Origin of the sequence: Halomonas fontilapidosi, from assembly GCF_014192285.1 — a bacterium.
GTDB classification, from domain to species: domain Bacteria; phylum Pseudomonadota; class Gammaproteobacteria; order Pseudomonadales; family Halomonadaceae; genus Halomonas; species Halomonas fontilapidosi.
Map to the genome: position 1 here is coordinate 219,809 of NZ_JACHXQ010000003.1, position 26,657 is coordinate 246,465.

General features: G+C 67.0%; 27 protein-coding genes. 5 read left to right on the forward strand and 22 right to left on the reverse strand.

What is annotated here, in order from left to right; translation table 11 throughout:
- Positions 1–25: 25 nt before the first annotated feature.
- From rpoH to ftsY, 4 genes are all read right to left on the reverse strand, one after another.
- Positions 26–892: an RNA polymerase sigma factor RpoH gene (rpoH, locus tag FHR95_RS07110; protein ID WP_183313888.1), complete on the reverse strand. Its 867-nt coding sequence runs from the start codon at positions 890–892 to the stop codon at positions 26–28.
- Between the two features lie 118 nt (positions 893–1,010).
- Positions 1,011–1,985 carry a permease-like cell division protein FtsX gene (gene ftsX / locus FHR95_RS07115; RefSeq protein ID WP_183313889.1) on the reverse strand — a complete coding sequence of 325 codons (975 nt, stop codon included), beginning with the start codon at positions 1,983–1,985 and terminating at the stop codon, positions 1,011–1,013.
- Positions 1,982–2,650: a cell division ATP-binding protein FtsE gene (gene ftsE, locus FHR95_RS07120; protein WP_040184968.1), complete on the reverse strand. Its 669-nt coding sequence runs from the start codon at positions 2,648–2,650 to the stop codon at positions 1,982–1,984. Before ftsE ends, ftsX begins: the two co-directional genes overlap by 4 nt.
- The gene (gene ftsY / locus FHR95_RS07125; RefSeq protein ID WP_183313890.1) at positions 2,647–3,915 is read right to left on the reverse strand and encodes a signal recognition particle-docking protein FtsY; all 1,269 of its coding nucleotides are present in this window, start codon (positions 3,913–3,915) and stop codon (positions 2,647–2,649) included. The genes ftsE and ftsY overlap by 4 nt, the downstream gene beginning before the upstream one ends.
- Before the next feature lie 91 nt (positions 3,916–4,006).
- On the opposite strand from ftsY, the gene rsmD reads away from it, so the two are divergent.
- Together rsmD and FHR95_RS07135 are read left to right on the forward strand one after the other, a co-directional pair.
- On the forward strand, positions 4,007–4,666 hold the full coding sequence (gene rsmD, locus FHR95_RS07130; RefSeq protein WP_183313891.1) for a 16S rRNA (guanine(966)-N(2))-methyltransferase RsmD: 660 nt from the start codon (positions 4,007–4,009) through the stop codon (positions 4,664–4,666).
- Between the two features lie 81 nt (positions 4,667–4,747).
- Entirely contained in the window at positions 4,748–4,942 is a 195-nt protein-coding gene (locus FHR95_RS07135; protein WP_183313892.1) for a cell division protein ZapB, read from the forward strand.
- A gap of 4 nt (positions 4,943–4,946) precedes the next feature.
- Here FHR95_RS07135 and rimI read toward each other — a convergent pair whose 3' ends face one another.
- The 8 genes from rimI to FHR95_RS07175 all read right to left on the reverse strand — a co-directional run bounded on the left by rimI (position 4,947) and on the right by FHR95_RS07175 (position 12,814).
- Positions 4,947–5,408, reverse strand: coding sequence for a ribosomal protein S18-alanine N-acetyltransferase (gene rimI, locus FHR95_RS07140; protein ID WP_183313893.1), 462 nt, complete (start codon positions 5,406–5,408; stop codon positions 4,947–4,949).
- The gene (locus FHR95_RS07145) at positions 5,395–6,210 is read right to left on the reverse strand and encodes a hypothetical protein (protein WP_183313894.1); all 816 of its coding nucleotides are present in this window, start codon (positions 6,208–6,210) and stop codon (positions 5,395–5,397) included. Before FHR95_RS07145 ends, rimI begins: the two co-directional genes overlap by 14 nt.
- A complete protein-coding gene (locus FHR95_RS07150; RefSeq protein ID WP_425485277.1) occupies positions 6,207–6,458 on the reverse strand; it encodes a BolA family protein in 252 nt (83 codons plus the stop codon). Before FHR95_RS07150 ends, FHR95_RS07145 begins: the two co-directional genes overlap by 4 nt.
- 105 nt (positions 6,459–6,563) lie before the next feature.
- Entirely contained in the window at positions 6,564–7,988 is a 1,425-nt protein-coding gene (locus FHR95_RS07155) for an MFS transporter (RefSeq protein ID WP_183313895.1), read from the reverse strand.
- 78 nt (positions 7,989–8,066) lie between these two features.
- Complete coding sequence (locus FHR95_RS07160) at positions 8,067–8,453, reverse strand: hypothetical protein (RefSeq protein ID WP_133637541.1); 387 nt, start codon at positions 8,451–8,453, stop codon at positions 8,067–8,069.
- A 75-nt stretch (positions 8,454–8,528) separates the two neighbouring features.
- The gene (gene lysS / locus FHR95_RS07165; RefSeq protein WP_183313896.1) at positions 8,529–10,079 is read right to left on the reverse strand and encodes a lysine--tRNA ligase; all 1,551 of its coding nucleotides are present in this window, start codon (positions 10,077–10,079) and stop codon (positions 8,529–8,531) included.
- A 97-nt stretch (positions 10,080–10,176) separates the two neighbouring features.
- A protein-coding gene (prfB, locus tag FHR95_RS07170) for a peptide chain release factor 2 (protein ID WP_343065194.1) occupies positions 10,177–11,275 on the reverse strand; the annotation gives its coding sequence in 2 pieces (ribosomal slippage) (positions 10,177–11,199 and positions 11,201–11,275; 1,098 coding nt in all).
- 192 nt (positions 11,276–11,467) lie between these two features.
- Positions 11,468–12,814, reverse strand: coding sequence for an OmpP1/FadL family transporter (locus FHR95_RS07175; protein WP_183313897.1), 1,347 nt, complete (start codon positions 12,812–12,814; stop codon positions 11,468–11,470).
- A gap of 278 nt (positions 12,815–13,092) precedes the next feature.
- Here FHR95_RS07175 and FHR95_RS07180 point away from each other — a divergent pair, with 278 nt between their 5' ends.
- From FHR95_RS07180 to FHR95_RS07190, 3 genes are all read left to right on the forward strand, one after another.
- On the forward strand, positions 13,093–13,536 hold the full coding sequence (locus FHR95_RS07180) for a MerR family transcriptional regulator (RefSeq protein ID WP_183313898.1): 444 nt from the start codon (positions 13,093–13,095) through the stop codon (positions 13,534–13,536).
- Complete coding sequence (locus FHR95_RS07185; RefSeq protein ID WP_183313899.1) at positions 13,533–16,331, forward strand: heavy metal translocating P-type ATPase; 2,799 nt, start codon at positions 13,533–13,535, stop codon at positions 16,329–16,331. Before FHR95_RS07180 ends, FHR95_RS07185 begins: the two co-directional genes overlap by 4 nt.
- Before the next feature lie 116 nt (positions 16,332–16,447).
- Positions 16,448–16,867, forward strand: coding sequence for a VOC family protein (locus tag FHR95_RS07190; protein ID WP_183313900.1), 420 nt, complete (start codon positions 16,448–16,450; stop codon positions 16,865–16,867).
- A gap of 142 nt (positions 16,868–17,009) precedes the next feature.
- Here FHR95_RS07190 and FHR95_RS07195 read toward each other — a convergent pair whose 3' ends face one another.
- From FHR95_RS07195 to rpsP, 10 genes are all read right to left on the reverse strand, one after another.
- Positions 17,010–17,627 (reverse strand): YitT family protein, encoded by a 618-nt coding sequence (locus FHR95_RS07195; protein WP_040184933.1) that lies wholly within the window; start codon positions 17,625–17,627, stop codon positions 17,010–17,012.
- A gap of 10 nt (positions 17,628–17,637) precedes the next feature.
- Positions 17,638–19,440, reverse strand: a complete 1,803-nt coding sequence (gene recJ / locus FHR95_RS07200) for a single-stranded-DNA-specific exonuclease RecJ (RefSeq protein WP_183313901.1) — start codon at positions 19,438–19,440, stop codon at positions 17,638–17,640.
- Positions 19,441–19,702: 262 nt separating this feature from the next.
- On the reverse strand, positions 19,703–21,091 hold the full coding sequence (gene thrC / locus FHR95_RS07205) for a threonine synthase (protein ID WP_040184930.1): 1,389 nt from the start codon (positions 21,089–21,091) through the stop codon (positions 19,703–19,705).
- A 232-nt stretch (positions 21,092–21,323) separates the two neighbouring features.
- Positions 21,324–22,640, reverse strand: a complete 1,317-nt coding sequence (locus FHR95_RS07210) for a homoserine dehydrogenase (RefSeq protein ID WP_040184952.1) — start codon at positions 22,638–22,640, stop codon at positions 21,324–21,326.
- Positions 22,641–22,725: 85 nt separating this feature from the next.
- A complete protein-coding gene (locus tag FHR95_RS07215) occupies positions 22,726–23,469 on the reverse strand; it encodes a DsbC family protein (protein ID WP_183313902.1) in 744 nt (247 codons plus the stop codon).
- Positions 23,470–23,472: 3 nt separating this feature from the next.
- Positions 23,473–24,375 (reverse strand): site-specific tyrosine recombinase XerD, encoded by a 903-nt coding sequence (xerD, locus tag FHR95_RS07220; protein WP_183313903.1) that lies wholly within the window; start codon positions 24,373–24,375, stop codon positions 23,473–23,475.
- A gap of 113 nt (positions 24,376–24,488) precedes the next feature.
- Entirely contained in the window at positions 24,489–24,845 is a 357-nt protein-coding gene (gene rplS, locus FHR95_RS07225) for a 50S ribosomal protein L19 (protein ID WP_040184927.1), read from the reverse strand.
- Positions 24,846–25,003: 158 nt separating this feature from the next.
- A complete protein-coding gene (trmD, locus tag FHR95_RS07230; RefSeq protein ID WP_183313926.1) occupies positions 25,004–25,765 on the reverse strand; it encodes a tRNA (guanosine(37)-N1)-methyltransferase TrmD in 762 nt (253 codons plus the stop codon).
- Positions 25,766–25,794: 29 nt separating this feature from the next.
- Entirely contained in the window at positions 25,795–26,346 is a 552-nt protein-coding gene (gene rimM / locus FHR95_RS07235) for a ribosome maturation factor RimM (protein ID WP_183313904.1), read from the reverse strand.
- Positions 26,347–26,386: 40 nt separating this feature from the next.
- Complete coding sequence (rpsP, locus tag FHR95_RS07240) at positions 26,387–26,635, reverse strand: 30S ribosomal protein S16 (RefSeq protein ID WP_040184925.1); 249 nt, start codon at positions 26,633–26,635, stop codon at positions 26,387–26,389.
- Positions 26,636–26,657 lie beyond the last annotated feature (22 nt).

Consider the following 26,657-nt stretch of genomic DNA (forward strand, 5'->3'; position numbering starts at 1 on the left):
GTCGCTCGGCGCTGCCCGCAGGGCGTCACGCCGCCATGGTATCGCCGATCTGCTGGCGAATCTTCTTCATGGCATTCTTCTCGAGCTGGCGGATACGCTCGGCAGAAACGCCGTAGACGTCGGCCAACTCGTGCAGGGTGGCCTTGTCGTCTCCCAGCCAGCGGCGCTGCAGGATGTCCCGAGAGCGCTCATCAAGGGCCGCCAGGGCCTGCTGAAGGCGGTGGGTGGCATCCTGCTCCCAGTCGCTGTCCTCGAGCTGGGTGGCCGGGTCTGCACTACTGTCATCGAGGAAGTGTACCGGCGCCTGATAGGCGGACTCCTCGTCTTCGCCCGGCGAGGCATCGAAACCGGCGTCGTGGGCCGACAGACGGCCCTCCATCTCGCGAACCACCTCGGGCTTGACGTCAAGATCCTTGGCGATGGCCTCGACCTCGTCGCTATTCAGCCAGGCCAGGCGCTTCTTGGCGCCCCGCAGGTTGAAGAACAATTTCCGCTGGGCCTTGGTGGTGGCGATCTTGACGATACGCCAGTTGCGCAGCACGAACTCGTGAATCTCGGCCTTGATCCAGTGCACGGCGAAGGAGACCAGCCGCACTCCCTGGTTAGGGTCGAAGCGCTTGACGGCCTTCATCAGACCGACGTTGCCTTCCTGGATGAGGTCGGCCTGAGGCAGCCCGTAGCCGGAGTAGCTGCGAGCGATGTAGACGACAAAGCGCAGATGCGAGAGCACCAGCCGGCGCGCCGACTCGAGGTCTCCCTCGTCGTGCAGACGGAAGGCCAGTTCGCGCTCCTCGTCGACGGTCAGCATCGGAATACCGTTGACCGCCTGAATGTAACCGTTCAGGTCATGACCCGGCGAGAGCTGACCCACCGGCAGAAGACTGGTGCTCATGTGCAGGTTGTCTCCTTCGAAACCCATAAGGCTGTGCATGGTTGCCGTATAAGATGGTAAAGACCGATGAAAGTTCCGGCCGATGCCCGATATCCCGTGGATTCGTCCAACCCTCGGCTCAGCGAGGCCGACTCTCCGCCAGGTGCCGATTCACGGCGATCCAGGCACCCAGCCAGCCAAGTAGTGTACTAGAACACAGTAGTATTGTAGACCCCTCGAGGCCCAGCCGCGGCAGGTGGAAGCTGGCCCCGTAGCTCGCCGCCAGGGCCGAGACCGGCGCCGAAAGCCAGTCGCTGCCTAGCGTCAATAGACCCCAGGCCAAGAGGCCACCGCCCAGCCCGAACCAGGCGCCGCTGTACAGGAACGGGCGGCGCACGAAGGCATGGGTGGCACCGATCAGGGTGATCACCTCGATCTCCTGACGGCGATTCTCCACGGCGAGCCGGATGGTATTGCCTACCACCAACAGCACGCCCAGCCCGAACAGCACACCCAGCGCCAGGGTGACCCGCTGGCCCAACTCGGCAAGGTGACGCAGGCGCTCGAGCCAGGCGAGGTCCAGGCGCACTTCGTCGACCCCGGGAACAGCCTCGAACCGCTCGGCGAGTCGCCGCACTGCCTGGGGGGCAGGGTCTGCGGGGCGCACCACCACGCTGGCCGGCAGGGGGTTGTCGTCGAGGCGGGCCAGCGCATCGCGCAGCCCCAGCGCCTGGTGAAACTCGGCCATGCCCTCGGCGGCGGTGATCAAGCGGGTGTCGAGCACCCCCGCCTGGGCGGCCAGCGCCTGCTCGATGCGTCCGGCCTCACTATCGCCGACTCCGACCTCCAGGTAAGCGGTGAGGGTGGCGCTCTGCTCCAGCTCGGCGTCGAGCAGACGCGCGCTGTCCAGGGTCAGCCAGAGCCCCGCGGGCAGCACCAGGGCAATGGCGATGGCCAGCATGGTCATCAGACTCCCCAGCGGGCGGCGCAGCAGGCGACGCGCACTGTCGAGAACCATGGCACGGTGATGACGCGCCCAGGCCCGCCAGCGTATGCCACCAGCCGGCCGCTGGGTGCGCGCCCCGCGGGGCGAAGGGGCGGATTCGCGGCTCATGCGACCTCCTCGTCAGCCACCAGGCGTCCGTCATGGAGGCGCAAGGTGCGGTGGCGAAGCCGAGCGATCAGCGCCAGGTCGTGGCTGGCGACCATCACCGTGGTGCCGATGCGATTGAAGTCCTCGAACAGCGCCATGATGTCGGCAGAGAGCTGGGGGTCGAGGTTGCCAGTGGGCTCGTCGGCAAGCAGTAACGCCGGCTTGTTGACGACCGCCCGGGCGATGCCGACCCGCTGCTGCTCGCCGCCTGAGAGCTCGATGGGCAGCGCACCCTCTCGATGCAAGAGGCCCACCTTGTCCAGAGCCGCCCTCACCCGCCGCGCCGCCTCGCGGTGCTCGACCCCCTGGATCTCCAGCGGCAGGGCCACGTTGTGATAGATGGAGCGGTCGAAGAGCAGCTGATGGTCCTGGAAGACCACGCCGATCTGGCGGCGATAGAAGGGAATCTGGCTGTGATGCAGGCGCTCGATGTCATGGCCCGCCACCCGCACCTTGCCGCGGCTGGGGCGCTCCAGACGCATGATCAGGCGCAGCAGCGAGCTCTTGCCCGCGCCGGAGTGGCCGGTGAGGAAGACCATCTCGCCGCGTCGCACCCGGAAATCGATATTGGCGAGCGCCTCGAAACGCCCTCCATAGCGCTTGCCGACGTGCTCGAAGGCGATCATGACGCCGGCGACACCGGCTCGCGATCGAACAGGGCATCGATGAACTCCTGCGCCGCGAAGGGTCGCAGGTCATCCAGCGACTCGCCGACGCCGATGAAGCGGATCGGCGTGCCGAGCTGGCGGGCCAGAGCGAAGATAATGCCGCCCTTGGCGGTGCCGTCGAGCTTGGTCAGCGTGATACCGGTGACCGGCACCGCCTCGTTGAAGGTCGAGGCCTGAGCGAGGGCGTTCTGGCCAGTCCCGGCATCGAGCACCAGCATGACCTCGTGGGGTGCAGTGTCGTCGACCTTGGCCATCACCCGTCGGACCTTCTTGAGCTCCTCCATCAGATGAGCCTTGTTGTGCAGGCGCCCTGCGGTATCCGCGATCAGCACGTCGACGCCTCGCGCCTTGGCGGCCGACACGGCATCGAAGATCACCGAGGCGCTGTCGGCGCCGGTATGCTGAGCGATCACCGGCACGGCGTTGCGCTCGCCCCAGACCTTTAGCTGCTCCACTGCCGCTGCACGGAAGGTATCGCCCGCCGCCAGCATCACGCTGCGCCCCTCGCGCTGAAAGCGCTGGGTCAGCTTGCCGATGGTCGTGGTCTTGCCCACACCATTGACGCCCACCACCAGGATCACGAACGGGCCCTCGCCCTTGGGCGGCAGCGTTAGCGGTCGAGTGACCGGCTCGAGCATCGCCGCGAGCTCCTCCTGCAGGGCTCGGTAGAGCGCCTGGGGCTCCTTGAGCTCCTTGCGCGAGACCCGGTCGGTGAGCCGGTCGATGATCTCGGTGGTGGCCTCGATGCCCACATCCGCCATCAGCAGCTGGGTCTCGAGCTCCTCCATGAGGTCGTCATCGATCTGCTTGCGGCCCATGAAGAGGTCGGCCAGACCGTCGGTGAGATTGGCGCGTGTCTTGCCAAGCCCGGCACGAATGCGGGCAAACCAGCCCTTCTTCTCGGCGACCGGCTTCTCCTGCAGCGCCGCCCTGGGTGGCGACGGCTCGGTCTCGTGGGCGAGCTCGGATTCAGGCGAGGGCTTGGCCGGTGGCTCGGGAGCGGGCTCGGGCATGGCTTCGCTGGCCGGGGTCACGGACGTCTGATGATGCGGCGCCGGGGGCGTTGCCGTCTCGTCGCCTGCCTGGTCGACGTCCTCCGCCGGCGTGCTGACCTCATCCGCCGTCTGCTCCTCCGCCTGCTCCTCCGCCTGCTGCTCGGCCTCCTGTTCCGGTGTTGTCTGCTGCCCTTCCTGCTGCTTCTTGCGCTTGAAAATACCGAACATGGGGGGATCACGCCTCACGGATGAACGAATCGCCTCATCCTACCATTGAGCACCATGACTGTGGACAAGCCGGCGGTTACAATCCGCCCCCATGACACGACGCCGCCCCTCCTCTCGAAAGCCATGCCGATCGGACGCTCCCCAGGGCAAGGGCACCGGACGCCGGAATGCCGGCCGGCTGCGCATCATCGGCGGCGAGTACCGCCGCCGCCAGCTGCCGGTGCTCGACCGCCCGGGGCTGCGTCCCACGCCTGACCGGGTGCGCGAGACGCTGTTCAACTGGCTCACCGATGCCACGCCCGGGGCAAGGGTGCTGGATCTGTTTGCCGGCACCGGCGCACTCGGCCTCGAGGCCCTCTCGCGGGGCGCCCGGCAGGCGGTATTCGTCGAGCGCGACGCCAAAGTGGCGCGCCAACTCACCGACAACCTCGCGGCCCTGGGAGCCAACGAACGCGCCCGGCTGGTCAACGCCGATGCCCAGGCCTTCCTCACCGGCGCCCCTACTCCCTTCTCCCTGGCATTCCTCGATCCGCCCTTCCGCCTGGGGCTCGCCGGGGCCTGCTGCCACGCCCTGGAGGCCGGCTGGCTCGCCGAGGAGGCACTGATCTACGTGGAGACCGAGTCATCGCTCGCCCCGGAGGTACCCGCCAACTGGCACCTGCATCGCGAGGTACGGGCCGGCGACAGCACGGGATGGCTCTACCGCCGACAACCGCCAGGCGCAAGGTCGCCCGACGGCGACGCTTGCTGAGCCCCGACCGCGGCGTTACGCTGCGCGCTGAAGGAACCCAACGGGCATGCCCCACCAGCAGGATGTCGTCAGGAGAACAGGATGAGTATTGAACTCTTCAACCAGCTCGAACAGAAGGTCACCAGCGCCGTCGAGGCCCTGGAGCTGATGAGGATGGAAGCCGAGGAGCTGCGCGAGGAAAACGCCCGCCTGAAGCAGGAGCGCGAGGAGTGGGAGCGTCGCCTCTCCGCCCTGCTGGGCAAGTTCGACGAGGTCGAGACCACCACCAGCAACTGAGGCATCAGGTCAGCGGAAGCGACATCAGCAGCGCATCCTCCCGCTGGCCGCCGTTGCGTGCCGGATAGTAGCCATGCCGGCGGCCGTCTTCGCCGAACCCTGCATGCCGGTAGAGTGCCAGGGCCGCCTGGTTGCCCGCCCTCACCTCCAGCAGCAGGCGCTCGCTCTGCCATTTGCGTGCCTGCTCGATCACTGCTGCCAGTAAATGCCTCGCCGCCCCCTGACGGCGCGCCTCCCGGGCCACCAGGATCGCCTGCAGTTCCGCATCAAAGGGCAACCTCACCAGCACCGCATGAGCGACCAGACGCGCTTCGCGCTCGATGCCGAACACCCGGCTATCGGCGTCGGCCAGCACGTCCCGCCACTGCCCGGGGCTCCAGGGGTCGGCGCTGGCGGCCTGCTCCAGCGCCGACAGCGCTGCCAGATCGACCGGTGCCAGCCGGCGCACCGTCTCAGTCGGCCTCATGTCCCGCCCGCCAGGCATCCCGCCAGCCCGCCATCTGCGGCCAGAGGGCGCGCTTGGCCTCGGCACTGCCGGCCAGTTCCCCCAGCGCCGGTCCCTGCCAGGCCGGCAGCGCCAGCAGCGGACAATGGCCATCGCTGAGGGTCAGCAGCTCGGCGAGCGTCTCGTCTTCCCCGAACACCAGCAGCCGTTCCGGCACCCAGCCGCGGCGCTGACGACCGGCCAGAAAGGCCTGAAGGCCCTCGCGAGCCTCCTCCAGCGGCGCCTCTACCGGCAGCTCCTCCACCTGGGGCCAGCGAAAGGCCTCGAAGGTCGGCATTTGTTCGGGCACCACGCCGGCAGCACGCAGCAGGTTGCGCAACAGGCGCAACTCCACGCGGCTGGGCGGCGCCTTGCCGGGCAGCAGCAGCAGCCAGCGGCCATCCAGACACGCCACCTGCAAGGTAAAACGCAGCGCCTCCCCGCGCTGCTGAACGGGCCCCGGACGGGGCGCCTCGTGCTCGGCCTCCTTTACCTCGGCGGGCACCAGATCACCGAGCAGCGCGCGGGCCTTGCCGGCCGAGGGCCGGTGACGCGGCTCCGGTTCGGCGGGAGCCGGACGCGGGGCGGCGACCTGCGCCTCCGCGGCCTCGTCGAGCAGCGCATGCAGCCGCTCCCCCGGGGCACGGCGTCCCTCGGCCTCCGGCGAGGCAGTCTCCCACTCGCAGGCTGGCGTGGGCAGGGCATTGGGCAAGCGATAGCGAGAGGCCCAGGCGGTCAGGCCCATGGCCTCCAGGTACTGCAGGCGCTGCGGCTCCGGCGTCACGACTGACCGCCGCCCCGGCAGTCGGGCGAATCGGGCCGTGAGCGGCCGCTGGCCTCCCACTCGTCTGGCGTGAAGAGATGCAGCGCCAGCGCATGGACGGGACCGGCGAGTTCGTCGGCGAGCAGCGCATAGACCTGCTGGTGCCGTTTAACCGGCATCAGTCCCTCAAAGCGCGAGGACACCAGAGTGACCTTGAAGTGGGTCTCGGAGTTGGGCGGCACGTTATGCCGGTGGCTCTCGTTCTCCACCGCCAGAAAGGCGGGCTCGAGAGCCCTCAGCTTGTCTTCGATGGTGGCCTGGGTGCTCATGTCGGGGTTCCGATGCTGAGTGAGTGATGGCTCCATTGTACGCCTTCAGTCCGGGTCCGACGACGCCCGCAGCGGCTGGGCGTGACGCGCCTCACGCTGGGCCCGCCCGGCCGGCGACACCCGCCCAAGGCTCGCCGCGAGCGACAGCACGCAGGCCCCCGCGCCGACCCATAGGGTCATCTGCACCGGCGCGCCGGCGGCCAGGAAAGCACCCACCAGCGCAACACCCAGCGACTGGCCCACCGTGCGCGTCGTGCTCATCACGCCAGAGGCCCGGGCACTGCGCGCGTGGGGCACGCTAGCCATCATCTCGCGGTTGTTGGGTGGCTGGAAGAGACCAAAACCGAATCCGCAGAGCGCCGTGCGCCATAGGCTGTCCATTACGCCGGCCTCGGCATCCAGGCCGGCGAGGGCCGCGAGGCCCAGCAGCAGCAACACCAGCCCGGTGCTGGCGAGCAGGCTGGGATTGACCCGATCGGCCAGCCGTCCGGCCAGGGGGCCCACGACCATGATCGCCAGCGGCCACGGCGTGAACATCCAGGCGGTCTCCAGCGGCGTGAACCCCATCTCCTGCTGATAGAGGAAGGAGAGTGCCACGAAGGCCAGGCCCTGGCCGACAAAGGCGAGTCCCGAGGCAGAGACCGCCAGCGTGAAGCGCCGTTCGCCGAACAGCGAGAGCGGCAGCAGGGGGTGGCGGGCCCGTTGCTGGCGCTGCAGGAAGAGCACGGCACTGAGCAGACTCAACCCCAGCCAGGCGAGTACCTGCCAGGTGGGTGCCCCGTGGCCGATGCCGTCGAGGCCGAGGAAGAGCCCGGCCAGCATGGCGATCGAACATAGCGCCCCGCGCCAGTCGAAGCCGTCGCGCCGCCCCGCCTCCCGCGGCAACGCCCGCCAGGCCAGCCAGGAGGCGCAGACTCCCAGCGGCACATGCAGGGCGAACAGCCAGGGCCAGCTGGCCACGGAGAGTACCAGCCCCCCGAGGGTCGGTCCGGCGGCGTAGCCACCGGCCACCACCAGGGCGGAGAGCCCCAGGGCGCTGCCGAGCAGTCGTGAGGGGAAGATCGAGCGGTAGAGTGACGGGCCTATCGAGAGGGTGGCCGCCGCCCCGAGACCCTGAAGGGCGCGAAAGAACAGCAGGATTTCCAGATTCGGCGCCAGGGCACTGCCCAGGGAAGCCAGGGTGAACAAGGCGACACCGGTGGCATACAGCCGCCGCCGACTGACCAGCTCGCTGAGGGCGGCAAAGACCAGCAGGAAGGCCGCGCAGACGACCTGGAAGAGGTTGGTGACCCACACTATCCGAGAAGCGGAGACGCCGAGGTCGGCCGCCATGGAAGGCAGCGCGATGTTGACCATGGTGGTGTCCACCACCGCCATCAGGGTACCCAGGATCAGCGCCAGCACCGCCAGACGCCGCTCGGGACCCGGCAGGCCGTCATCACCGGGTTGGGTCGCGAAGAGTCGGCTCATCCTGCTTCCGTCACTAAGGGTCGATAACGCGGAAACCGGCCGAAGCCGGTTTCCCATGATCGCTGCCCGGCAGGTGGATCAGTCCTGATCGGTCTCCAGCAGGAGAGCGTCGTCCACCTCGGAGATTTCCAGGGCCGCTTCGTCGTCGAGGTCGATGGCCAGGTAGCTGTGCTCGACCTGCAGAAAGCGCTGGAAGAGCGCCCAGTCCAGGGCCTCCGGCCACTGGCGCTCGTCCTCTTCCCAGGCCCGCAGCTCGGTCTCGAGGATCTCGAGATAGCGCTCGCGCACGAAGGCTTCCAGCGCCTCGGGCGCGTCCATCTCCGGGATCAGGTAGACAGTGCTTTCACGTTCGACGTCGGCCAGGGTCAGGTCATCGCCCTCCATCGTGGGTTCGAGCGCATTGATCCAGTCCACGAAGTGCCGGGTCGGCCTGACGCTCAGGGCAGAGCGGTTGAGCAGTTTCATCACGGTCTCCTCGACGTCGAAACGACGACCATTATGGGTGCTCGGGCCGCCCCTTACCAACACTTCCGGCCCCGATCACTCCACCTCGGGGCGCATCGCCGGAAAGAGCAGCACATCGCGGATGGAGGCGCTGTCGGTGAGCAGCATCACCAGCCGGTCGATGCCGATGCCCTCGCCCGCGGTCGGCGGCAGGCCAACCTCCAGGGCACGAATATAGTCGGCGTCGTAGTACATCGCCTCCAGATCGCCGGCTTCCTTCTCCACGGCCTGCTCGCGGAAGCGTTCGGCCTGGTCCTCGGCGTCGTTGAGCTCCGAGAAGCCATTGGCGATTTCGCGACCGCCGACGAAGAACTCGAAACGCTCGGTGACGAAAGGATTGGTGTCCTTGCGCCGCGCCAGCGGGCTCACCTCGGTGGGGTACTCGGTGATGAACGTCGGCTGGTGGAGGCGGTGTTCCACCGTCTTCTCGAAGATCTCGATCTGGATCTTGCCCAGCCCCCAGCCGTCCTTGACGTCGATGTCCAGTCGCTCGGCGATCTGGCGCGCGGCGGCCTCGTCGGCCAGCGCCTCGGCATGGATCTCCGGATTGAACTCGAGAATGGCATCGAACACCGTGACCCGCCGCAGCGGCTGACCGAAGTCATACTCGAAGCTCTCGAGCACCTCGCCCTCGCCGTTGCGCACGGTGTTCACCACCGTGGTGCTGCCCAGCACCTTGCGGGTCACGCTGCGCAGCATCTCCTCGGTGAGGTCCATCAGATCGTCGTGGTTCGCATGCGCCTGATAGAACTCGATCATGGTGAATTCGGGATTGTGGCGGGTGGAGAGCCCCTCGTTGCGGAAGTTGCGGTTGATCTCGAAGACCCGCTCGAAGCCGCCCACCACCAGGCGCTTGAGGTAGAGCTCCGGCGCGATGCGCAGGTACATGTCGATGTCCAGCGCGTTGTGGTGGGTGACGAAGGGGCGTGCCGTGGCGCCGCCGGGAATCGGCTGCAGCATGGGGGTTTCTACCTCCATGAAGCCGCGATCCTCGAAGAAGCGACGCATGGCGCTGATCACCCCGGCGCGGGTCTCGAACACCTTGCGCGAGTCGGGGTTCATGATCAGGTCGACGTAGCGCTGGCGGTAGCGCGCCTCCATGTCGGTGAGGCCGTGGAACTTGTCGGGCAGCGGACGCAGGCTCTTGGTCAGCAGCTTGGCCTCCACCATCATCACATAGAGGTCGCCCTTCCCCGACTTGTGCACCGGCCCCCGGGCCGCCACGATGTCGCCGATGTCCCAGCCCTTGACGTCCTCCAGCACCTCGGCCGGCAGCCCCTTCTTGTCGACATAGAGCTGGATCGTGCCGGACGGGTCCTGGATGACGATGAAGGGCCCGCGCTTGCGCATGATCCGCCCGGACACGGCGGCACGGCGGTCCAGGGCCTCCAGATCCGCCTTGTCGCGGTCGCCAAGCTCGTCGACCAGCTCGGCCGCCAGGCTGTCGCGGCGAAAGTCGTTGGGGAAGGCGCTCTCGCCGGTCTCGGCGGCACGCGCGCGGCGCGCTGCCAGCTTGGCACGGCGCTCGGCGATCAGGCGGTTCTCGTCGTTCTGCGGGCTATCCGCTGAGGGGCTCTCGTTGGCCATATCACTACCTGTCATCAAGTTGGGCTGGGGCGGGAAAACGGCGACGGGGAAAGGCGCCGCCACGGCGGGGCCCATCGCCCCGCCATGAGCGGCAGGGCTAGAGGCCCTGCTTGAGGCTGGCGACGATAAACTGGTCCAGATCGCCGTCCAGCACCTTGTCGCAGCTGCTCGACTGCACGCCAGTGCGCAGGTCCTTGATGCGCTGGTCATCCAGCACATAGGAGCGGATCTGGCTGCCCCAGCCGATATCGGCCTTGGAGTCCTCGGCCTCCTGCTTGGCGGCGTTGCGCTTCTGCATCTCGTGTTCCCACAGCTTCGCCTTGAGCTGCTTCATGGCGAAGTCGCGGTTGGCGTGCTGGCTGCGCTGGCTCTGGCAGGCCACCACGATGCCGGTAGGCTCGTGGGTAATGCGCACCGCCGAGTCGGTGGTATTGACGTGCTGCCCGCCGGCACCGCTGGAGCGGTAGGTATCGGTGCGCAGGTCCGAGGGATTGATCTCGACCTCGAAGCTGTCATCCACCTCCGGCGACAGGAACACCGAGGCGAACGAGGTGTGGCGGCGACCGCCAGAGTCGAAGGGACTCTTGCGCACCAGGCGATGCACGCCGGTCTCGGTGCGCAGCCAGCCGAAGGCGTACTCGCCCTGGACGTGCACCGAGGCGGACTTGATGCCCGCCACATCGCCGGCGGAGACCTCGATGATCTCGGCCTTGAAGCCGTGATGCTCGGCCCAGCGCAGGTACATGCGCAGCAGCATGTTGGCCCAGTCCTGGGCCTCGGTGCCGCCGGAGCCGGCCTGGATATCGAGATAGGCATTGTTCTCGTCCATCTCGCCGGAGAACATGCGCCGGAACTCGAGCTTCTCGAGGCGGGCCTGCAACCCCTCCAGCTCCTTGTGAACCTCGTCGACGGTACCCTCGTCGTCCTCCATCTCGGCGAGTTCGAGCAGGTCGCGGCTGTCGCCGAGGCCCTGGTCGAGGTCGTCGATAGTGGCCACGATCGCCTCCAGCGTCGCCCGCTCCTTGCCAAGCTTCTGGGCATAGTCGGGGTCGTTCCAGACGTTCGGGTCCTCGAGCTCGCGCGTGACTTCCTCTAGCCGATCCTTCTTTTCGGCATAGTCAAAGATACCCCCTCAGGACATCTGTCCGCTCAGACAGGTCCTTGATGAGGTGATGAATCGGGTTGGTTTCCAGCATGGGGCTCATCCGAGTCTGCAATGGAAAAACGGCCACCGCCGGCCTGGTTGGAGCCAGGCCGCTGGCGGCGCGGAAAAGGAACCTATTGTAGCGAAAGTGCCGCCGCGCCGCATCCACCCCCACGCCGACGGGCGCCCATGACGACAAGACCCGGCCGAAGCCGGGTCTCGAGGTCAGGCGCGTGCTCGATGCTCAGAAGCGGTAGTCCACCGAGAGGGCAAAGACGTCGGCCTCCACCTCGTAGGTGCCGTTCAGGCTACCCTTGGTCGCGTTCTCTTCCTTACTGCCGTCCTGATCGATATCGCCATCGTCGGCGAAGACATGCATGTAGCCGGCGGTGATGCCAAGCGCCGGGCTGGGCATCCAGGTGGCGCCGAGCGTGGCCCACTGGCGATCGGCATCCGGCACCCGCGGGGTGCGGAACTCGGCGCTGGGCACCGGGCTCTCATCCACGCCCAGGCCGGCACGCAGCAGCCACTGCGGGGTCAGCGCATAGTTGGCGCCCACCGAGAAGGCCCAGGTATCGTCCCAGTTTTCCTCGGTCCGACTCGGGTCGCGACCATCCTCGAACTCGACCACCAGCTCGTCGAAGCTGCTCCACTCGGTCCACTCGGCATTGGCCATCAGCGCCAGCCGATCATTCAGCTGGTGGTAGATCCCCAAGTTCAGGTTGGCAGGCGTAGTTATCTCAGCCTTGCCACCGGTTCCAGTCACAGCCCCCAAATCAATGGCGGCATCAGAGACAGGGTCGGTGCCCCGGACGTCGAGTTCGCCATCCAGCGTCAGGTCGATTTCTGAACGATAGCTGGCGCCGAGGCGCGTCTTCTCAGTTACTTGGAATAAAGCCCCAAGCGTATAGCCATAGCCCCAGTCATCGCCCGTCACTTCACCAATGACATCATTTTTACCCGGTGTCGCTAAGGAATTCAGCGGATTGTCAGGATCCAAAGCAGCAGCCGTACCAAGGTCATTCGCGGTAGACAATGTGGCATCGGCATATTGCGCGCGCAGGCCCACCGCCAGGTTAAGGCGCTCGGTCGCCCGGTAGTTGAGGGTCGGCTGAAAGTCGATCGTCTTAAGCTCGGTCTCCACGGCGTGGTAGCGGCCGATCCAGTCCTCATCGTACTTGGTGGAGAGCCCGTAGGGCGCGTAGATGGCCAGGCCCAGATCGAACCGCTCGTTCAGTTGTGTCTTCGCGGCAAAGCTCGGCACCGTGGCCGTCTCACCGCCCTGGCCGGACTGGTCGACGCCATAGACGATCGGCCCATTAGAAGCCGTGGCGTCCTGCAGCTCGAAATCGGCATCGATATAGGCTACCCCGCCAGCGACCTGGTTACCGTCGATATGGCCGATGGCGGCCGGATTGTAGGCCATGAAGCTGACGTCCTCGGCCCCCGCGGCGGCGTTGGAGAGGGCGTTGGCCAGCGTCTTGGCGCTCTGCTCGCGGACCTGGAAGCCGGAGGCGGAGACCTGGCTGGCGATCAGCGCCGTGGAGGCGATGGTCACGGCGAGGGAGAGCTTGTTGAACTTGTTGTGCATGGGCTCGACATCCTTTCGGGTAGGTGGTGCTGGGTGCTTGTCGTTGAACGTTCTGGCGTACCCGCAGTGTTTGCGAATCCTCCACCCGGGATCAAGCACAAACGGCCGTTTGAAACCAAAAAATGCTAATACTTTGGTCGCACAGGCGTTTCATATCTCGAACTTTCATCGACTTAGGGAACTCATGCTCAGCGTGACCGACAGGCCGATTTTTTCTTGACCTATGGGTAACCCAAAGGTTTTACAATCCCGACATGTCATTACCAAGAGACTCCGCCATGAAGGTCAGCGAACTGGCGCGCCTGGCCGGCGTCACCGCCGAGACCGTGCGCCACTACACCCGCGAGGGGCTGCTGCATCCCGAGCGCCACCCCGAGAACGGCTATCAGCTGTTCGGGCAGAACGAGCTGGATCGGCTACGTTTCATCCAGCGAGCCCGCACCCTGGGTTTCGGCGTGGCCGAGATTCGCGACATTCTCGATCATGCCGACCATGGCGACTCGCCCTGCCCGATGGTGCGCGACCTGCTGTCCAGTCGGCTGCCGCTGATCCGTGAACGGATCCGCGAGCTGGAGTCCCTGGCCTCGCGCATGGAGCAGGCGCTTGCTGCCTGGGATGAAATGCCCGACGGCACCCCCGACGGCCATAGCCTCTGCCGCCTGATCGAGAGCTTCCCCGAACCGCTCAACACCTGTCATGAGACCGACGAGGAGACCCGATGAATGCTAGACAGCCCCTGGAACGCCAGGTGCCCGGCATGAGCTGCCAAGGCTGCGTGGCCAAGATGCGGCGGGCCATCCAATCTCGGGACACGCAGGCAGAAGTCTCCGGCACGCCCACCGAAAAGCGTCTCGAGGTCACCACCACCCTGACCGATGACGACCTGGACAAGGCGCTGGCCGAGGCCGGTTATCCCCCGGCTGGCCGGCGGCACTGTGAGCGCAGCGTGCCGGGCATGAGCTGCCAGGGCTGTGTGGGCCGGATGCGCAAGGCCATCCAGGCCGAGGACCCCGACGCGGAGGTGACAGGCTTCCCGGATGAGAAGCGCCTGGCGGTGAACACCACGCTGGATGACACCACCCTGGACCGTCGGCTGGAAGAGGCCGGCTACCCCCCCGCTCGGCCCACGAGCGCGGCCGAATCAGACGCCGAGACACTGCCCGAGTCGGAGAGCCCATCGGCCGCAGAGGCGCCCGAACAGGCCACCGAGCGAGGCGAGACACCTCAGGCGGACCAGACGGGCACGCGGGCGACGACCCAGCGTCTGTCGATCAGCGGTATGACCTGCGCCAGCTGCGTGAAGAGCGTCCAGCAGGCCCTGGAGCGTACCCCCGGCGTGGTCGGCGCAGAGGTCAACTTCGGCACCCACACCGCCCAGGTACGCGGCAGCGCCGACCCGGATGCGCTGGTCCGTGCCGTGGAGGACGTGGGCTATGGTGGCGAGCCCATCGTCGACATGCGCGAGGCCGAGCAGGCCCGTGCCGAACGCGACGCGCGGGAGTATCGCCGCCGCCTGAAGGGAAGCGGCTGGTCGCTGGCGCTGGCCGTGCCGCTGATGGCCAGCATGTTCATCTTTCACCCCCACCCCGTGGGCGCCGGGCGGCTCTACTGGCTGGTCATCGGGGTGCTGACGCTGGCGGTGATGGTGTTCCCGGGCCGTCACTTCTTCGTCAATGCCTGGAAGAACCTCCGCCACCACCAGGCCAACATGGATACCCTGATCGCCATGGGCACCGGCACCGCCTGGCTCTACTCCATGGCGGTGGTGGCCATCGGGCCCTGGCTGCCCGAGGTGGCCCGGGGCATCTACTTCGAAGCCTCGGCGATGGTCATCGGCCTGGTGCTGTTGGGCAATGCCCTGGAGCTACGAGCACGCGGCCGGACCAGCGATGCCCTCAAGCGGCTGCTCGACCTGCAGAGCCGCACCGCGCGGGTGATCCGCGACGGCGAGGAGCGCGAGGTCGAGGTCGATGAGGTGCGCGAGGGCGACCAGATTCGCGTGCGCCCCGGCGAGCGCCTGCCGGTGGACGGCGAGGTGACAGAGGGACAGAGCCATATCGACGAGTCCATGCTCACCGGCGAGCCCCTCCCGGTAGCGAAGAGCGAGAAGGACGAGGTGAGCGCCGGCACCGTCAACGGCAAGGGCTCGCTGGTCTATCGTGCAACGCGCGTGGGCGCCGACACCCGCCTGGGCCAGATCACCGAACAGGTGGCCAGCGCCCAGAACTCCCGCCCGCCTATCGGCCAGCTGGCCGACAAGGTGTCGAGCGTCTTCGTGCCCTCGGTGATGATCATCGCCGTGATCACCGCGCTGGCCTGGTTCAATGTTGGTGCCGAGCCGCGGGTGATCCATATGCTGGTCACCGCCACCACGGTGCTGATCATCGCCTGCCCCTGCGCCCTGGGTCTGGCCACCCCGATCTCCACCATGATCGGCGTCGGCAAGGCGGCCGAGCACGGCGTGCTGGTGAGAAGCGGCGATGCCCTGCAGACCGCCAGCAAGCTCACCACCCTGGTGGTGGACAAGACCGGGACCCTGACCGAGGGCAAGCCGGAGGTGACGGAGTCAGAGGTGCTCGAGGGTGACGAGCGAGACATGCTGGGCCTGGTGGCGGCTCTGGAGCGCGGCTCCGAGCACCCCCTCGCATCCGCCCTGATGAGCCACGCGGAAGAGCGGCAGGCCGAGCCCGGCGAGATCCGCGACTTCGACACCGTCACCGGCGGCGGGGTCAAGGCGACCACCGCCGACGGCAAAGCACTGCTGCTGGGCAATGCCCGGCTGCTGGAGGAGGCCGGCATCGACCTCAGAGAAGGGCGCGAGATGGCCGGCACGCTGGAGGAGAAGGCCCGCACCGTGGTCTATCTGGCGGTGGATGGCCGCCTGGCCGCGCTGTTCGGCATCAGCGACCCCTTGCGTCATGACACCATCGCCGCCGTGAAGCGCCTGCAGGCCGACGGCCTCAAGGTGGTGATGCTCACCGGCGACAACGCGCACACCGCCGGGGCCATCGCCCGAGAGGTCGGCATCGATGACTTCCGTGCCGGCCTGCTGCCCGAGGACAAGCACGCCGAGATCGAGCGCCTTCAGGCCGCGGGCGAGGTCGTGGGCATGGTGGGCGATGGCATCAACGACGCTCCGGCACTGGCCCGCGCCGACGTGGGCTTCGCCATCGGCCAGGGCACCGACGTGGCCATCGAGAGCGCCGGCATCACCCTGGTGCGTGGCTCGCTGCACGGCGTGGCGGCCGCCATCGAGATCAGCCGGGCTACCCTGCGTAACATCAAGCAGAACCTGGTGGGCGCCTTCGGCTACAACACCCTGGGCATTCCCATTGCCGCGGGGGTGCTCTACCCCGTCACCGGCACCCTGCTCTCGCCGATGATCGCCGGGGCCGCCATGTCGCTCTCCTCGATCACCGTGGTCAGCAATGCCAACCGACTGCGCTTGTTCCGCCCTTCCGGCGAGACCGGTAACGGCGACAGCGGCAGCCAACCGCACAAGGAGGCCAAGTCATGAGCTGGATCGTCAATCTCGCCGGCCTGGCGCTGATCGTCCTGATCGCCTGGTGGTTCTGGGGGAGCCAGCGCTGAGCCTTGCTAGACTGAAAGGGCGTACAGGGATCGGAGGTAACCATGCCAAAGCTCAACGGCGTACTGGAGACCGCGCTCTACGTGGAGGACATGGACCGTGCGCGGACCTTCTTCGAGGGCGTGATGGGGCTTGAGCCCTTCACCGCCGACCACCGCTTCACCGCCTACGATGCCGGCGCAGGCACGGTACTGCTGCTCTTCCGGCGCGGCGAGACGCTGGAGACGGTGGTGCTGCCGGACGAGATGGGCACCATCCCGCCCCATGACGGCAGCGGCCACGTGCACCTCGCCTTCGCCATTGCCGCCCGGGAACTCGCGGCCTGGGAGGGACAGCTAGAGGACCACGGCATCGCCATCGAGGGGCACACCCACTGGCCGCGGGGCGGGAAGAGCATTTATTTCCGCGACCCCGATGGGCACCTGCTGGAACTGGCCACGCCCGGCGTCTGGCCCAACTACTGACAGGAGTCTTGTCAGCGCCACTGAAAAGTCGGTGAGCGAAGGTCAGACAAGGCAAAAATCGGCGAAAAGACGGAGTTTACGTGTTTGTAAATGAGTACTTTGAGCTGATTTTTAACGCCGTATGGCCGAGCGCAGCCACTTTTCAGCTGACGCCCATATAGCGACCCGGCTTATGATTCAGCGCAATGATCAGGTTGAGTGCCACGGCGCCCAGTACCGAGAGCCCTACCCGCTCCATCGGCAGGATCAGCAGGGCGACCAGCATGATGAGGGCATCGATGCCCAGCTGAACGTAGCCCGCCCGCCAGCCGTAGCGATCCTGCAGGAAGAGCGCGAGGATATTGATCCCGCCGAGGCTCGTGCGGTGGCGGAACAGCACCAGCATGCCGATGCCGATCAGGCTGCCGCCCATCAGGGCCGCATAGAGCGGCTGCAGCCACTCGATGCGGATCCAGCCGACCGTGAGTTCCGAGAACACCGAGACCAGGCCAATGGCCATGAAGGTGCGCAGGGTGAAGCTCCAGCCCATCCGGCGCACGGCCAACCAATAGAAGGGCAGGTTGATCAGGAAGAACCAGACGCCGAAGCGCCAGCCGGTGGCATACTGCATCAGAAAGGCCAGACCCGCGGTGCTCCCGGTGAGCAGCATCGCCTGGGTATAGAAGCTCACGCCGAGGGCGACGAAGAGCGTGCCGACCAGCATCGCCATCACGTCCTCATGGGGGCGATGGGGGTCGGTAGGAAGTTCCTGGGGATCCATCTCTCTTTCCTTATAGTGGCTCGGCGTAGTCGATCATCAGTTGCAGACTCTCGCGTCCTCGCCAGCGGTTGCGGTTGAGCTTGAAGGCGCAGCGCAGCGGATCACCGACGCCAAAGGCCGGCATCTCGCCGGGGGTCAGGGCACGAAACCAGATCGCCTTCAGGCTGGTGGCCCCGGAGGAAAGCTCCAGCATCAGGTGGCTGCCATCGGCCCCTACCGGACGCAGCGCCTCGACCAGGAAATCCCCCTGGAACAGCGGGGCATCGAACTCCCGGCCGAAGGGCGCAAGCCGTTCGAGCTCATCCAACGTGGCGAGAGCAAGCTGACGGGGCGCGAGCTCGCCATCGGTGAAGATCCGCGGACAGAGTTCGGTATCGCCCAACTGCTCACCGACCGCCTGCAGGAAGGCCGCATGAAATGCCGTCACATGATTGCGCGGCACCCCGACGCCGGCGGCGCCGCGGTGACCGCCGAAGCGCGGCAGCGCCTCCGGCGCCAGCGCGAAGGTCCGCTGCAGGGCATCGCGCAGATGCAGCCCCTCGATGGAGCGTCCGGAGCCGGTGAGCATGCCCGGAGCCGCTGCCGGCGTCAGAACCAGGGCCGGTCGGCCGAAAGCCTGTACCAGGCGGGAGGCGACGATGCCCTGCACGCCCGGGTGGCCATCTTCCAGAAAGACAACGATGGCAGGCTCATTGGCGGTCAGGGCCGGCAGCGCCAGGGCCTTGGCCTCCTCGGCCATGTCCGCCTCGATCGCCTTGCGTGACTGGTTGTCCTGATCCAGCGTCTCCAGATGCCGCGCCGCCGTGGTGTCATCCCCCGCGAGCATAAAGTGCAGCGCCGCGTAGGGATCATCGAGCCGCGAACGGGCATTGATCCGCGGCCCCATCTGGAAGGCCAGGGTCTCGGCATCGAAGGGCACGCTGTCGCCCCCCAACCGCTCGGCCATGGCGCGCCAGCAGGCGGCTTCCATGCGATTGATCAGTGCCAGGCCGTGGGTCACCACCGCGCGATTGGCCGCGCTACCGCCCAACGAGACGCAGTCTGCCACCGTGCCCAGCGCCACGTAGGAGAGCCAGGGCGAGAGTTTTGGCGTCGCCGCAGGCACCACGCCCCACGCAATCAGCACGCTGCGCGTCAGCGACATGACCAGCCAGGCCACCATGCAGCCGGCGATGGTCGGGTCGGGATAGGTGCAGTCGTCGCGGGTGGGGTTGACCACGGCGAAGGCCGAGGCCGGCGGCCCCTCCACCGGCAGGGCGTGATGGTCGCTGACCACCACCTCGATACCGGCTTCCTTGAGCCGGGCAATGCGCGGCTCGTCGGAGCTTCCGCAGTCGGCGGTGATCACCAGGCTCGGCCGCGGCGAGAGCGCCAGGGTGCGCTCGACCAACGGCAGGCTGATGCCATAGCCGTCGTGGATACGATGGCCGATCAGGCTGTGCAGGCGGGCCTCGGGCACCCCGAACAGTTCGACCAGGGTACGACGGATCACCACGTGGGAGGTGATGCCGTCCACGTCGTAGTCGGTGAGGATGCCGATATGCTCGCCATCCACCACCGCCTGGGCGATACGCTCGGCCGCACGCCCGGCGTCGGCGAGCTTCTCGGGATGGGCCAGGTGGCGCAGGCTCGGCGAGACCAGCGGCGCCAGCTCGCCCCGGTAGCCGTTGATCCGCCCCGCCAGCACCCGGGCCTGCAGTTCCGTCAGGCCCTCTTCACGGGCGCGCGCATACAGCGCCTCATCGCGGGGCCTGGGCTGGATGCGCGGCTTCAAGCGCTCATTCAGGTCGATGGGATCGGTGACGGCGTCCAAGCCATGCTCCTCTGGTTCAAGTCGGTGACCGTTGGGCAAGAGAAGGCGCCGGACCGAGCGAGGGGCACCGGGGACAGGCCGAAGAGGGGGTCCTATGCCAGGGATGGCATCGGTAGCGCCCAGGGAAGGGTTCACAGCGCCCCCTCGCAGGCTTGTCGCCGGGTCAGCCCCAAGCGGGCATCGTACGCCAGCGGCGCTTGGGCTTCACACAACTAGCCCAGCGGCCTCGTTGCCTCTCGCTTCCAGCGTATAGCTTTCAGCTTTAGCGACGGTTCTCGGCAACAAACTGCTGCACGGCGGAAAGCTCCGCGGGCAACACGCTATAGCGCTCTTCACGCTCCAGCAGGTCATCCATGTGCGGCGGCAGCGGCACCCCCGGAAAACCGGCCTTGACCACCGCCTCGGCGAACTTGGCCGGGTGGGCCGTGGCCAGCGTGATCACCGGCGTCTGCGCATCGGCACGCGCCTGCTCGGCGGCACGATAGCCGGTGGCGGTGTGCGGATCGAGAACCTCCTGGGTGCGGTGATGCGCCTCGCGGATCACCTCCAGAATGGTGGCATCACTCACGCTGTGGCTGGCAAAGGACTCCCGCAGCCGGGCCAGCGGCGCCTCGGCCAATGCCGAGGGCTCGGCCTGGAAGCGCTCCAGCAGGGCCCTCACGGCGGCGCCATCGCGCTCATAGGCCTCGAACAGCAGCCGCTCGAAGTTGGACGACACGACGATATCCATGGAGGGCGCCAGGGTCGCCACCAGCTCCTGCTTGGAGAAGTCGTTGTCGGCCAGGGTCCGGTGCAGGATGTCGTTGGCGTTGGTGGCGATGATGAACTGCTTCACCGGTAGCCCCATGCGCTTGGCCATGTAGCCGGCGAAAACGTTGCCGAAGTTGGCCGAGGGCACGCAGAAGCTCACCGCCCGGTGGGGGGCCCCCAGCGCCACAGCCGAGGCCACGTAATAGACGATCTGGGCCATGATGCGGGCCCAGTTGATGGAGTTCACCGCCACCAGCCGGGTGCCATCGAGAAAGCCCTGGTCGGCGAAGCTCGCCTTGACCATGGCCTGGGCGTCGTCGAAGTTGCCTTCGATGGCGACATTGAAGACGTTGTCGGCCAGCACCGTGGTCATCTGGCGGCGCTGCACCTCCGAGACCCGCTGATGGGGATGGAGGATGAAGATATCCAGGTTGTCACAGTGGCGGCAGCCCTCGATGGCCGCCGAGCCGGTGTCGCCGGAGGTCGCCCCCATGATGACGGCCCGCTCGCCGCGCTTCTGCAGGAAGTGATCGAGGATGCGGCCGAGCAGCTGCAGGGCCACGTCCTTGAAGGCCAGCGTCGGGCCGTGGAACAGCTCGAGCAGGAAGTGGTTGGCATCGAGCTGGTTGAGCGGCACCACGGCGTCATGGCTGAAGGTGGCATAGGCCTCCTCGACGATGCCGCGAAAGGTCGCGTCGTCGATCTCGCCGTTGACGTAGGGCTTCATCACCCGGAAGGCGATCTCGGCATAGGAGAGCCCGGCCATGGATGCCAGCTCGTCATGGGAGAGCTGCGGGACCTCTTCCGGCACGTAGAGACCGCCGTCGCTGGCCATGCCGGTAAGTACGACCTCCTCGAAGGAGAGCGCGGGCGCCTGCCCGCGGGTACTGATATAGCGCATCATTCTGTTCCTTTGCTCGCTCGGAGCTGATCCGGGAACAAGTCTTCGAGGAGGCGCTGTGAACCCATCCTTGGGCGCTACCGATGCCGTCCCTGGCATAGGACCTCCTCTTTGACTTGTCCCCGGCGCTCCTCGCGGAAGACAGCGACAGCCAGCTAGCAGCTTGTCGACATCCGTCGACGTTCTCTTCCAGCTTCTAGCTTTCGGCTTACAGCTCCGGGCATAGCCCGGCTCATTCCTGCTCGTCCAGCGACTCAACCCGAATGCGCGTCACGGGGCCGGCGATGTCGGCCAGCGACTCGATCAGGCGGATCGCCTCGTTCATCTGCTTCTCGCGGGTACGATGGGTCAGCAGGATGATCGGCACCAGCTCGCCCTCGGTGGCCTCCTTCTGGATCAAGGCCTCGATGGAGATCCCCTGCTCGGAGAGAATCGTCGCCACCCGTGCCAGCACGCCAGGTCGGTCCACCGCCAGCAGCCTCAGGTAGTAGGCGGTGATGATGTCCTCCATGGGCATGATCGGCAGGTCGCACTCCGGCTCGCCGATGCCGCTGAAGGCCAGGTAGGGCACCCGGTAGTGGTGATCGGTGGCGATGTCGCGCGCCACGTCGAGCAGGTCGGCGACCACCGCCGAGGCGGTGGGCTCGGCGCCGGCCCCGGCTCCGTAGTAGAGGGTCGGCCCCACGGCGTCGCCCATCACCGCGATGGCGTTCTTGACGCCGTGGACGCTGGCCAGCAGGCGCTCCTTGGGGATCAGGGTCGGGTGCACGCGCAGCTCGAGGCCCGATTCGGTGCGCTTGGAGATCCCCAGGTGCTTGATCACGTAGCCCAGGTTGTCGGCCTGCTCCACGTCCTCGGCGGTGATGCGCGAGATGCCCTCGGTGTAGGCCTTGTCGAACTGCAGCGGCACGCCGTAGGCGATGGAGGCGAGGATGGTCAGCTTGTGGGCGGCGTCGATGCCCTCGACGTCGAAGGTCGGGTCGGACTCGGCATAGCCCAGCGCCTGGGCCTCGGCGAGCACGTCCTCGAAGGCCCGTCCCTCGTCGCGCATGTGAGTCAGGATGTAGTTGCCGGTACCGTTGATGATGCCGGCCACCCACTCGATGCGGTTGGCCCCCAGGCCCTCGCGCAGCGACTTGATCACCGGGATGCCGCCGGCCACCGCCGCCTCGAAAGCGACGATCACGCCCTTCTCGTGGGCGGCGCGGAAGATCTCGTTGCCGTGCACGGCGATCAGCGCCTTGTTGGCGGTGACCACGTGCTTGCCGTGCTCGATGGCGGTAAGCACCAGCTCGCGGGCTACGTCGTAACCGCCGATCAGCTCGACCAGCACGTCGATGTCGGGGTTAGTGGCCACCTCGAAGACGTCGGAGGTGGTCCGAATACCGGTGGTATCACACTCGGGATTGAGGCTGCGAAACGCGACCTGCTCGATGACGATCGGACGTCCCGCCCGCCGGGCGATGTCGTCGGCATTGCGTGTCAGCACGTTGAAGGTTCCGCCACCGACGGTCCCCAGGCCACAGATTCCCACTCTCACCGGTTTCAATGTCATTCCCCTCGTTCTGGCGTGTGTCTCAGCGTGGATCGGGCCCATCCGGGCCCGCTGCGCCGACGTTCATCGACGTCGGTCGTCACTCGTTCAGGCCGAGCATGGCGGCCAGGCGCTCCGCCGGCACATAGCCGGGCACCAGGCGCCCGTCGGGCAGCACGATCGCCGGCGTGCCCTGGACGCCGAGCTCCATGCCCAGATGATACTGTTCCTCGACCGGATTGTCGCAGTCGGCGGCGGCATCCGGCAGGGTTTCCTCGCGCTTGGCCGCGGACATCGCCTCGGACCGATTGTCGGCACACCACACCTGCTGCAGTTCACGCCCGCCCGGCGAGCCCAGACCGCTGCGCGGGAAGGCCAGGTAGTGCACCTCGATGCCCATCTCGTTGAGGCGCGGCACCTCCTCATGAAACTGACGGCAGTAGGGGCAAGTGGTGTCGGTAAAGACCACCAGCGTCGCGCGAGGCTCCTCGGCACCGCGGAAGACCACGCGTTCGCTCTCCGGCACCGTGGCGAGACGCCCGCTGCGCTCGGCGTTGCGCCGCTGTTCGGTGAGGTTCACCAGGCCGCTCTCGCCATTCTCGTAGAGGTCGCCGACCAGGAAGTGGCTGCCCTCGGCGTTGCTGTAGAAGGTCTCGCCGCTCTCCAGGCGGACCTCGAAGAAGCCCTCCAGCGGTGTTTCGCGCACGCGCTCCACCGGCATGGACTGGCCACTGACCGTGAGCGTCTCGGCCAACTGCTCGGCCGTGTCGGCCTGAGCCACGGGCAGCAGGGCCAGGGAGGCAGCGAGCAGTCCGCCGCCAAGGGTAAGGGTCGATCGTTGCATGATTCAGCCTCGAGGATGGTGATCGGCGTGCAGGGCTTCCAGTCGCACCTGCGCCACATGGGTATAGATCTGCGTGGTCGAGAGGTCGCTATGACCGAGCAGCAGCTGTACGACACGCAGGTTGGCCCCATGATTCAACAGATGGGTCGCAAAGGCGTGACGCAGGGTATGCGGCGACAGCGGCCGGTCGATGCCGGCAGTACGCGCATGGGCCTTGAGGCGATGCCAGAAGGCCTGGCGCGTCAGGCAACGGTCGCCGCGCCCGGGAAACAGCGCCGGCCGGGTGATGTCGGTCATCAGCGCACCACGCGCGCCACGCAGGTAGCGCGACAGCCATGTCACGGCCTCCTCGCCGAGAGGCACCAGGCGGTCCTTGTCGCCCTTGCCGCGCACCCGCACCACGCCCTGACGCAGGTTGACCGCATCGGTGGTCAACCCGACCAGCTCGCTGACCCGCAGCCCCGCCCCGTAGAGAACCTCCAGCATCGCTCGGTCGCGCAGCCCCAGATCGGTCGCGAGGTCGGGCGCCGCGAGCAGGCGCTCCACCTCGTCTTCCTCCAGGGTGTCGGGGAGCGCGGGACGCACGCGGGGGAGTCGCACCTCGGCCAGCGGGTCGTGGTCGATGAGCCCCTCGGCCAGCGCCCAGCGGTAGAACGCCCGCAGGCTGGAAAGCAGTCGGGCGTTGCTGCGCAGACTATAACCGCTGGCGCGGCGCTCATCGAGCCAGACCGGCAACGCCTCGCCGGCCGGCGCCAGCAGCCCCTGATCGGCCCGCTCGAGACGCGCCTGCCAGGCGCTCAGATCGTGGCGATAGGCGGCCAGCGTGTTGTCACTCGCGCCGCGTTCCAGCCACAGGCCGTCGAGGAAGGCATCGACCAGCCTGCCCGTATCCTGGAGGGTGTGCATTCGGCTCCCAACCTCTTCCAACAGCACGAAACCCCGCCCCGCGGCAGCGGTGACGGGGTTTCGCAGGAGGTGCGGGACACGCCCCGCACCACGGGCCGATAGAGGCTATTGCCTCAGGCCAGCTTTTCCTTGATGCGCGCAGAGCGGCCGCTGCGCTCGCGGAGGTAGTACAGCTTGGCCTGGCGCACGTCACCGCGACGCTTGACCTCGATGGAATCGACCAGCGGGCTGTAGGTCTGGAAGGTACGCTCGACGCCCACACCATGGGAGATCTTGCGCACGGTGAAGGCCGAGTTCAGGCCGCGGTTGCGCTTGCCGATGACCACGCCTTCGAAGGCCTGGAGACGCTCGCGAGAGCCTTCCTTGACCTTGACCTGGACGATCACGGTATCGCCGGGGGCGAAGGCCGGAACTTCCTTGCTCATCTGCTCGCTCTCGAGCGCCTGGATCACCTTGTTCTTGCTGCTCATGACATTGACTCCTTGATAACCTGATCCGCCGATCGGCTTGATGTGCCGGCGAATCGTGATCCCGGCGCCCGAGTCGAGCTCGAGAGCGCGGGAATGCCGTTGGTGACACAGGTCCGCCAGCCCGCTCGGGCCATGGCGTCCTGCACCTCCGCCCTGACCTAGGAAGAGGTCAGCGCGTAATCCTCGATGAACTCCTCGAGCAACTCACGCTGCTCAGTGCTCAACGTCCTGCCTTCCAGCAGATCAGGGCGCCTGAGCCAGGTCCGCCCCAGTGACTGCTTGAGCCGCCAGCGCCGAATGGCGCCATGGTGGCCGCTCAGCAGGACCTCCGGCACTCGCCGCCCGCCAACTTCTTCCGGACGCGTGTAGTGCGGACAGTCCAGCAGTCCGTCGTTGAAGGAGTCCTCGACCGCGGAATCCTGATGGCCCAGCACCCCGGGCACCAGCCTTGCCGCCGCATCGATCAGCACCATGGCCGGCAGCTCGCCGCCGCTGAGCACATAGTCGCCGATCGACCACTCCTCATCGATGTCGGCTTCCACGACCCGCTCATCGATGCCTTCATAGCGCCCGGCCACCACCACCAGGGGTGGGCCCGACGCCAACTCCTGCACGCCCCGCTGATCCAGGCGGCGCCCCTGGGGCGACAGATAAATGACCTTCGCCCGCGTTCCAGTAGCCAGCTCGGCACGTTCGCGGGCGGCATGGATAGCCGCGCGCAGGGTGTCGACCTTCATCAGCATGCCCGGGCCGCCGCCGTAGGGGCGGTCGTCCACGGTGCGGTGCCGGTCGCTGGCGTAGTCCCGAGGATTCCAGAACTCGAGCGCAATACGCCCCTTCTCCACCGCTCTGCCCGTGACGCCATGGCGAGTGATCGCCTCGAACATCTCGGGAAACAGGGACACCACCCCGATCCACATCGCCGACGACTCGTCGTGACCCTCGACCATCAGAAGTCGGGATCCCAGTCGACCGTCATCACGCCGTCCTCGAGATCTACCTCGAGGATGACCTCCTCGGGCAGGAAGGGCAGCAGGCGCTCGCGGTCATCGACGGCGTTGGCGTCGAGCCCCCCCTTGATGACCATGACGTCATTGGCACCGGTGTCGAACAGGTAGTCGATCCGACCGAGCACGACGCCAGCACGGGTCACCACCCGCAGGCCTTCCAGCTCGTGCCAATAGAAGTCATCGCCCGTCAGCTCGGGAAGCTCGGCCTTGGGCAGCAGGATTTCTGCACCCGCCAAGGCCTCGGCCGCCTCGCGGCTATCGACGCCCTCAAGAGTGACGATCAGGCCCTTGCCCTGGCGACGCCCTTGAACGACGTTCACGCGACTCAGTGCTGCACCCCGGCGAAGCACCCAGGACGCATAGTCGAGGATGCCCTCCATGGGGCTGGTGTACGAATACACCTTTAACCAGCCCTTGACGCCGTGGGGACTGGTCAGCTTGCCCAGCACCACATGATCGTCGGCGGGCTGCGCTTGCGCGTGTTCGCTCATCGACGACCCCTGGACCCTTGCAATCGGCAAGTCAGACCCCTCAGGCCTGCTTGCGGGCTTCCTTGACCAGCTCGGCGACGCGGTCGGAGAGCTGGGCACCCTGGCTCTGCCAGTGGCTGATGCGCTCCAGGTCGACGCGCAGGCGTTCTTCCTGGCCACGGGCCACGGGGTTGAAGAAGCCCAGGCGCTCGATGAACCGGCCGTCGCGAGACTTGCGGGAATCGGTCACGGTGAGGTGATAGAAGGGACGCTTCTTGGCGCCACTACGTGCCAGACGAATGGTAACCATGCGTTGATTATCCTTCGGTTGA

Excerpts from the sequence above, each read along its gene's own strand:
- FHR95_RS07155 (WP_183313895.1), bottom strand. The coding sequence starts at position 7,988 with ATGAGCCGACTCTTCGCGACCCAACCCGGTGATGACGGCCTGCCGGGT.
- xerD (WP_183313903.1), bottom strand. The coding sequence starts at position 24,375 with ATGCACACCCTCCAGGATACGGGCAGGCTGGTCGATGCCTTCCTCGAC.
- FHR95_RS07215 (WP_183313902.1), bottom strand. The coding sequence starts at position 23,469 with ATGCAACGATCGACCCTTACCCTTGGCGGCGGACTGCTCGCTGCCTCC.
- trmD (WP_183313926.1), bottom strand. The coding sequence starts at position 25,765 with ATGTGGATCGGGGTGGTGTCCCTGTTTCCCGAGATGTTCGAGGCGATC.
- rimM (WP_183313904.1), bottom strand. The coding sequence starts at position 26,346 with ATGAGCGAACACGCGCAAGCGCAGCCCGCCGACGATCATGTGGTGCTG.
- ftsX (WP_183313889.1), bottom strand. The coding sequence starts at position 1,985 with ATGAGCCGCGAATCCGCCCCTTCGCCCCGCGGGGCGCGCACCCAGCGG.
- FHR95_RS07160 (WP_133637541.1), bottom strand. The coding sequence starts at position 8,453 with ATGAAACTGCTCAACCGCTCTGCCCTGAGCGTCAGGCCGACCCGGCAC.
- rplS (WP_040184927.1), bottom strand. The coding sequence starts at position 24,845 with ATGAGCAGCAAGAACAAGGTGATCCAGGCGCTCGAGAGCGAGCAGATG.
- rsmD (WP_183313891.1), top strand. The coding sequence starts at position 4,007 with ATGACACGACGCCGCCCCTCCTCTCGAAAGCCATGCCGATCGGACGCT.
- FHR95_RS07190 (WP_183313900.1), top strand. The coding sequence starts at position 16,448 with ATGCCAAAGCTCAACGGCGTACTGGAGACCGCGCTCTACGTGGAGGAC.
- FHR95_RS07185 (WP_183313899.1), top strand. The coding sequence starts at position 13,533 with ATGAATGCTAGACAGCCCCTGGAACGCCAGGTGCCCGGCATGAGCTGC.
- ftsY (WP_183313890.1), bottom strand. The coding sequence starts at position 3,915 with ATGTTCGGTATTTTCAAGCGCAAGAAGCAGCAGGAAGGGCAGCAGACA.
- thrC (WP_040184930.1), bottom strand. The coding sequence starts at position 21,091 with ATGCGCTATATCAGTACCCGCGGGCAGGCGCCCGCGCTCTCCTTCGAG.
- rpoH (WP_183313888.1), bottom strand. The coding sequence starts at position 892 with ATGAGCACCAGTCTTCTGCCGGTGGGTCAGCTCTCGCCGGGTCATGAC.
- ftsE (WP_040184968.1), bottom strand. The coding sequence starts at position 2,650 with ATGATCGCCTTCGAGCACGTCGGCAAGCGCTATGGAGGGCGTTTCGAG.
- rpsP (WP_040184925.1), bottom strand. The coding sequence starts at position 26,635 with ATGGTTACCATTCGTCTGGCACGTAGTGGCGCCAAGAAGCGTCCCTTC.
- rimI (WP_183313893.1), bottom strand. The coding sequence starts at position 5,408 with ATGAGGCCGACTGAGACGGTGCGCCGGCTGGCACCGGTCGATCTGGCA.
- lysS (WP_183313896.1), bottom strand. The coding sequence starts at position 10,079 with ATGGCCAACGAGAGCCCCTCAGCGGATAGCCCGCAGAACGACGAGAAC.
- FHR95_RS07175 (WP_183313897.1), bottom strand. The coding sequence starts at position 12,814 with ATGCACAACAAGTTCAACAAGCTCTCCCTCGCCGTGACCATCGCCTCC.
- FHR95_RS07135 (WP_183313892.1), top strand. The coding sequence starts at position 4,748 with ATGAGTATTGAACTCTTCAACCAGCTCGAACAGAAGGTCACCAGCGCC.
- FHR95_RS07195 (WP_040184933.1), bottom strand. The coding sequence starts at position 17,627 with ATGGATCCCCAGGAACTTCCTACCGACCCCCATCGCCCCCATGAGGAC.
- FHR95_RS07180 (WP_183313898.1), top strand. The coding sequence starts at position 13,093 with ATGAAGGTCAGCGAACTGGCGCGCCTGGCCGGCGTCACCGCCGAGACC.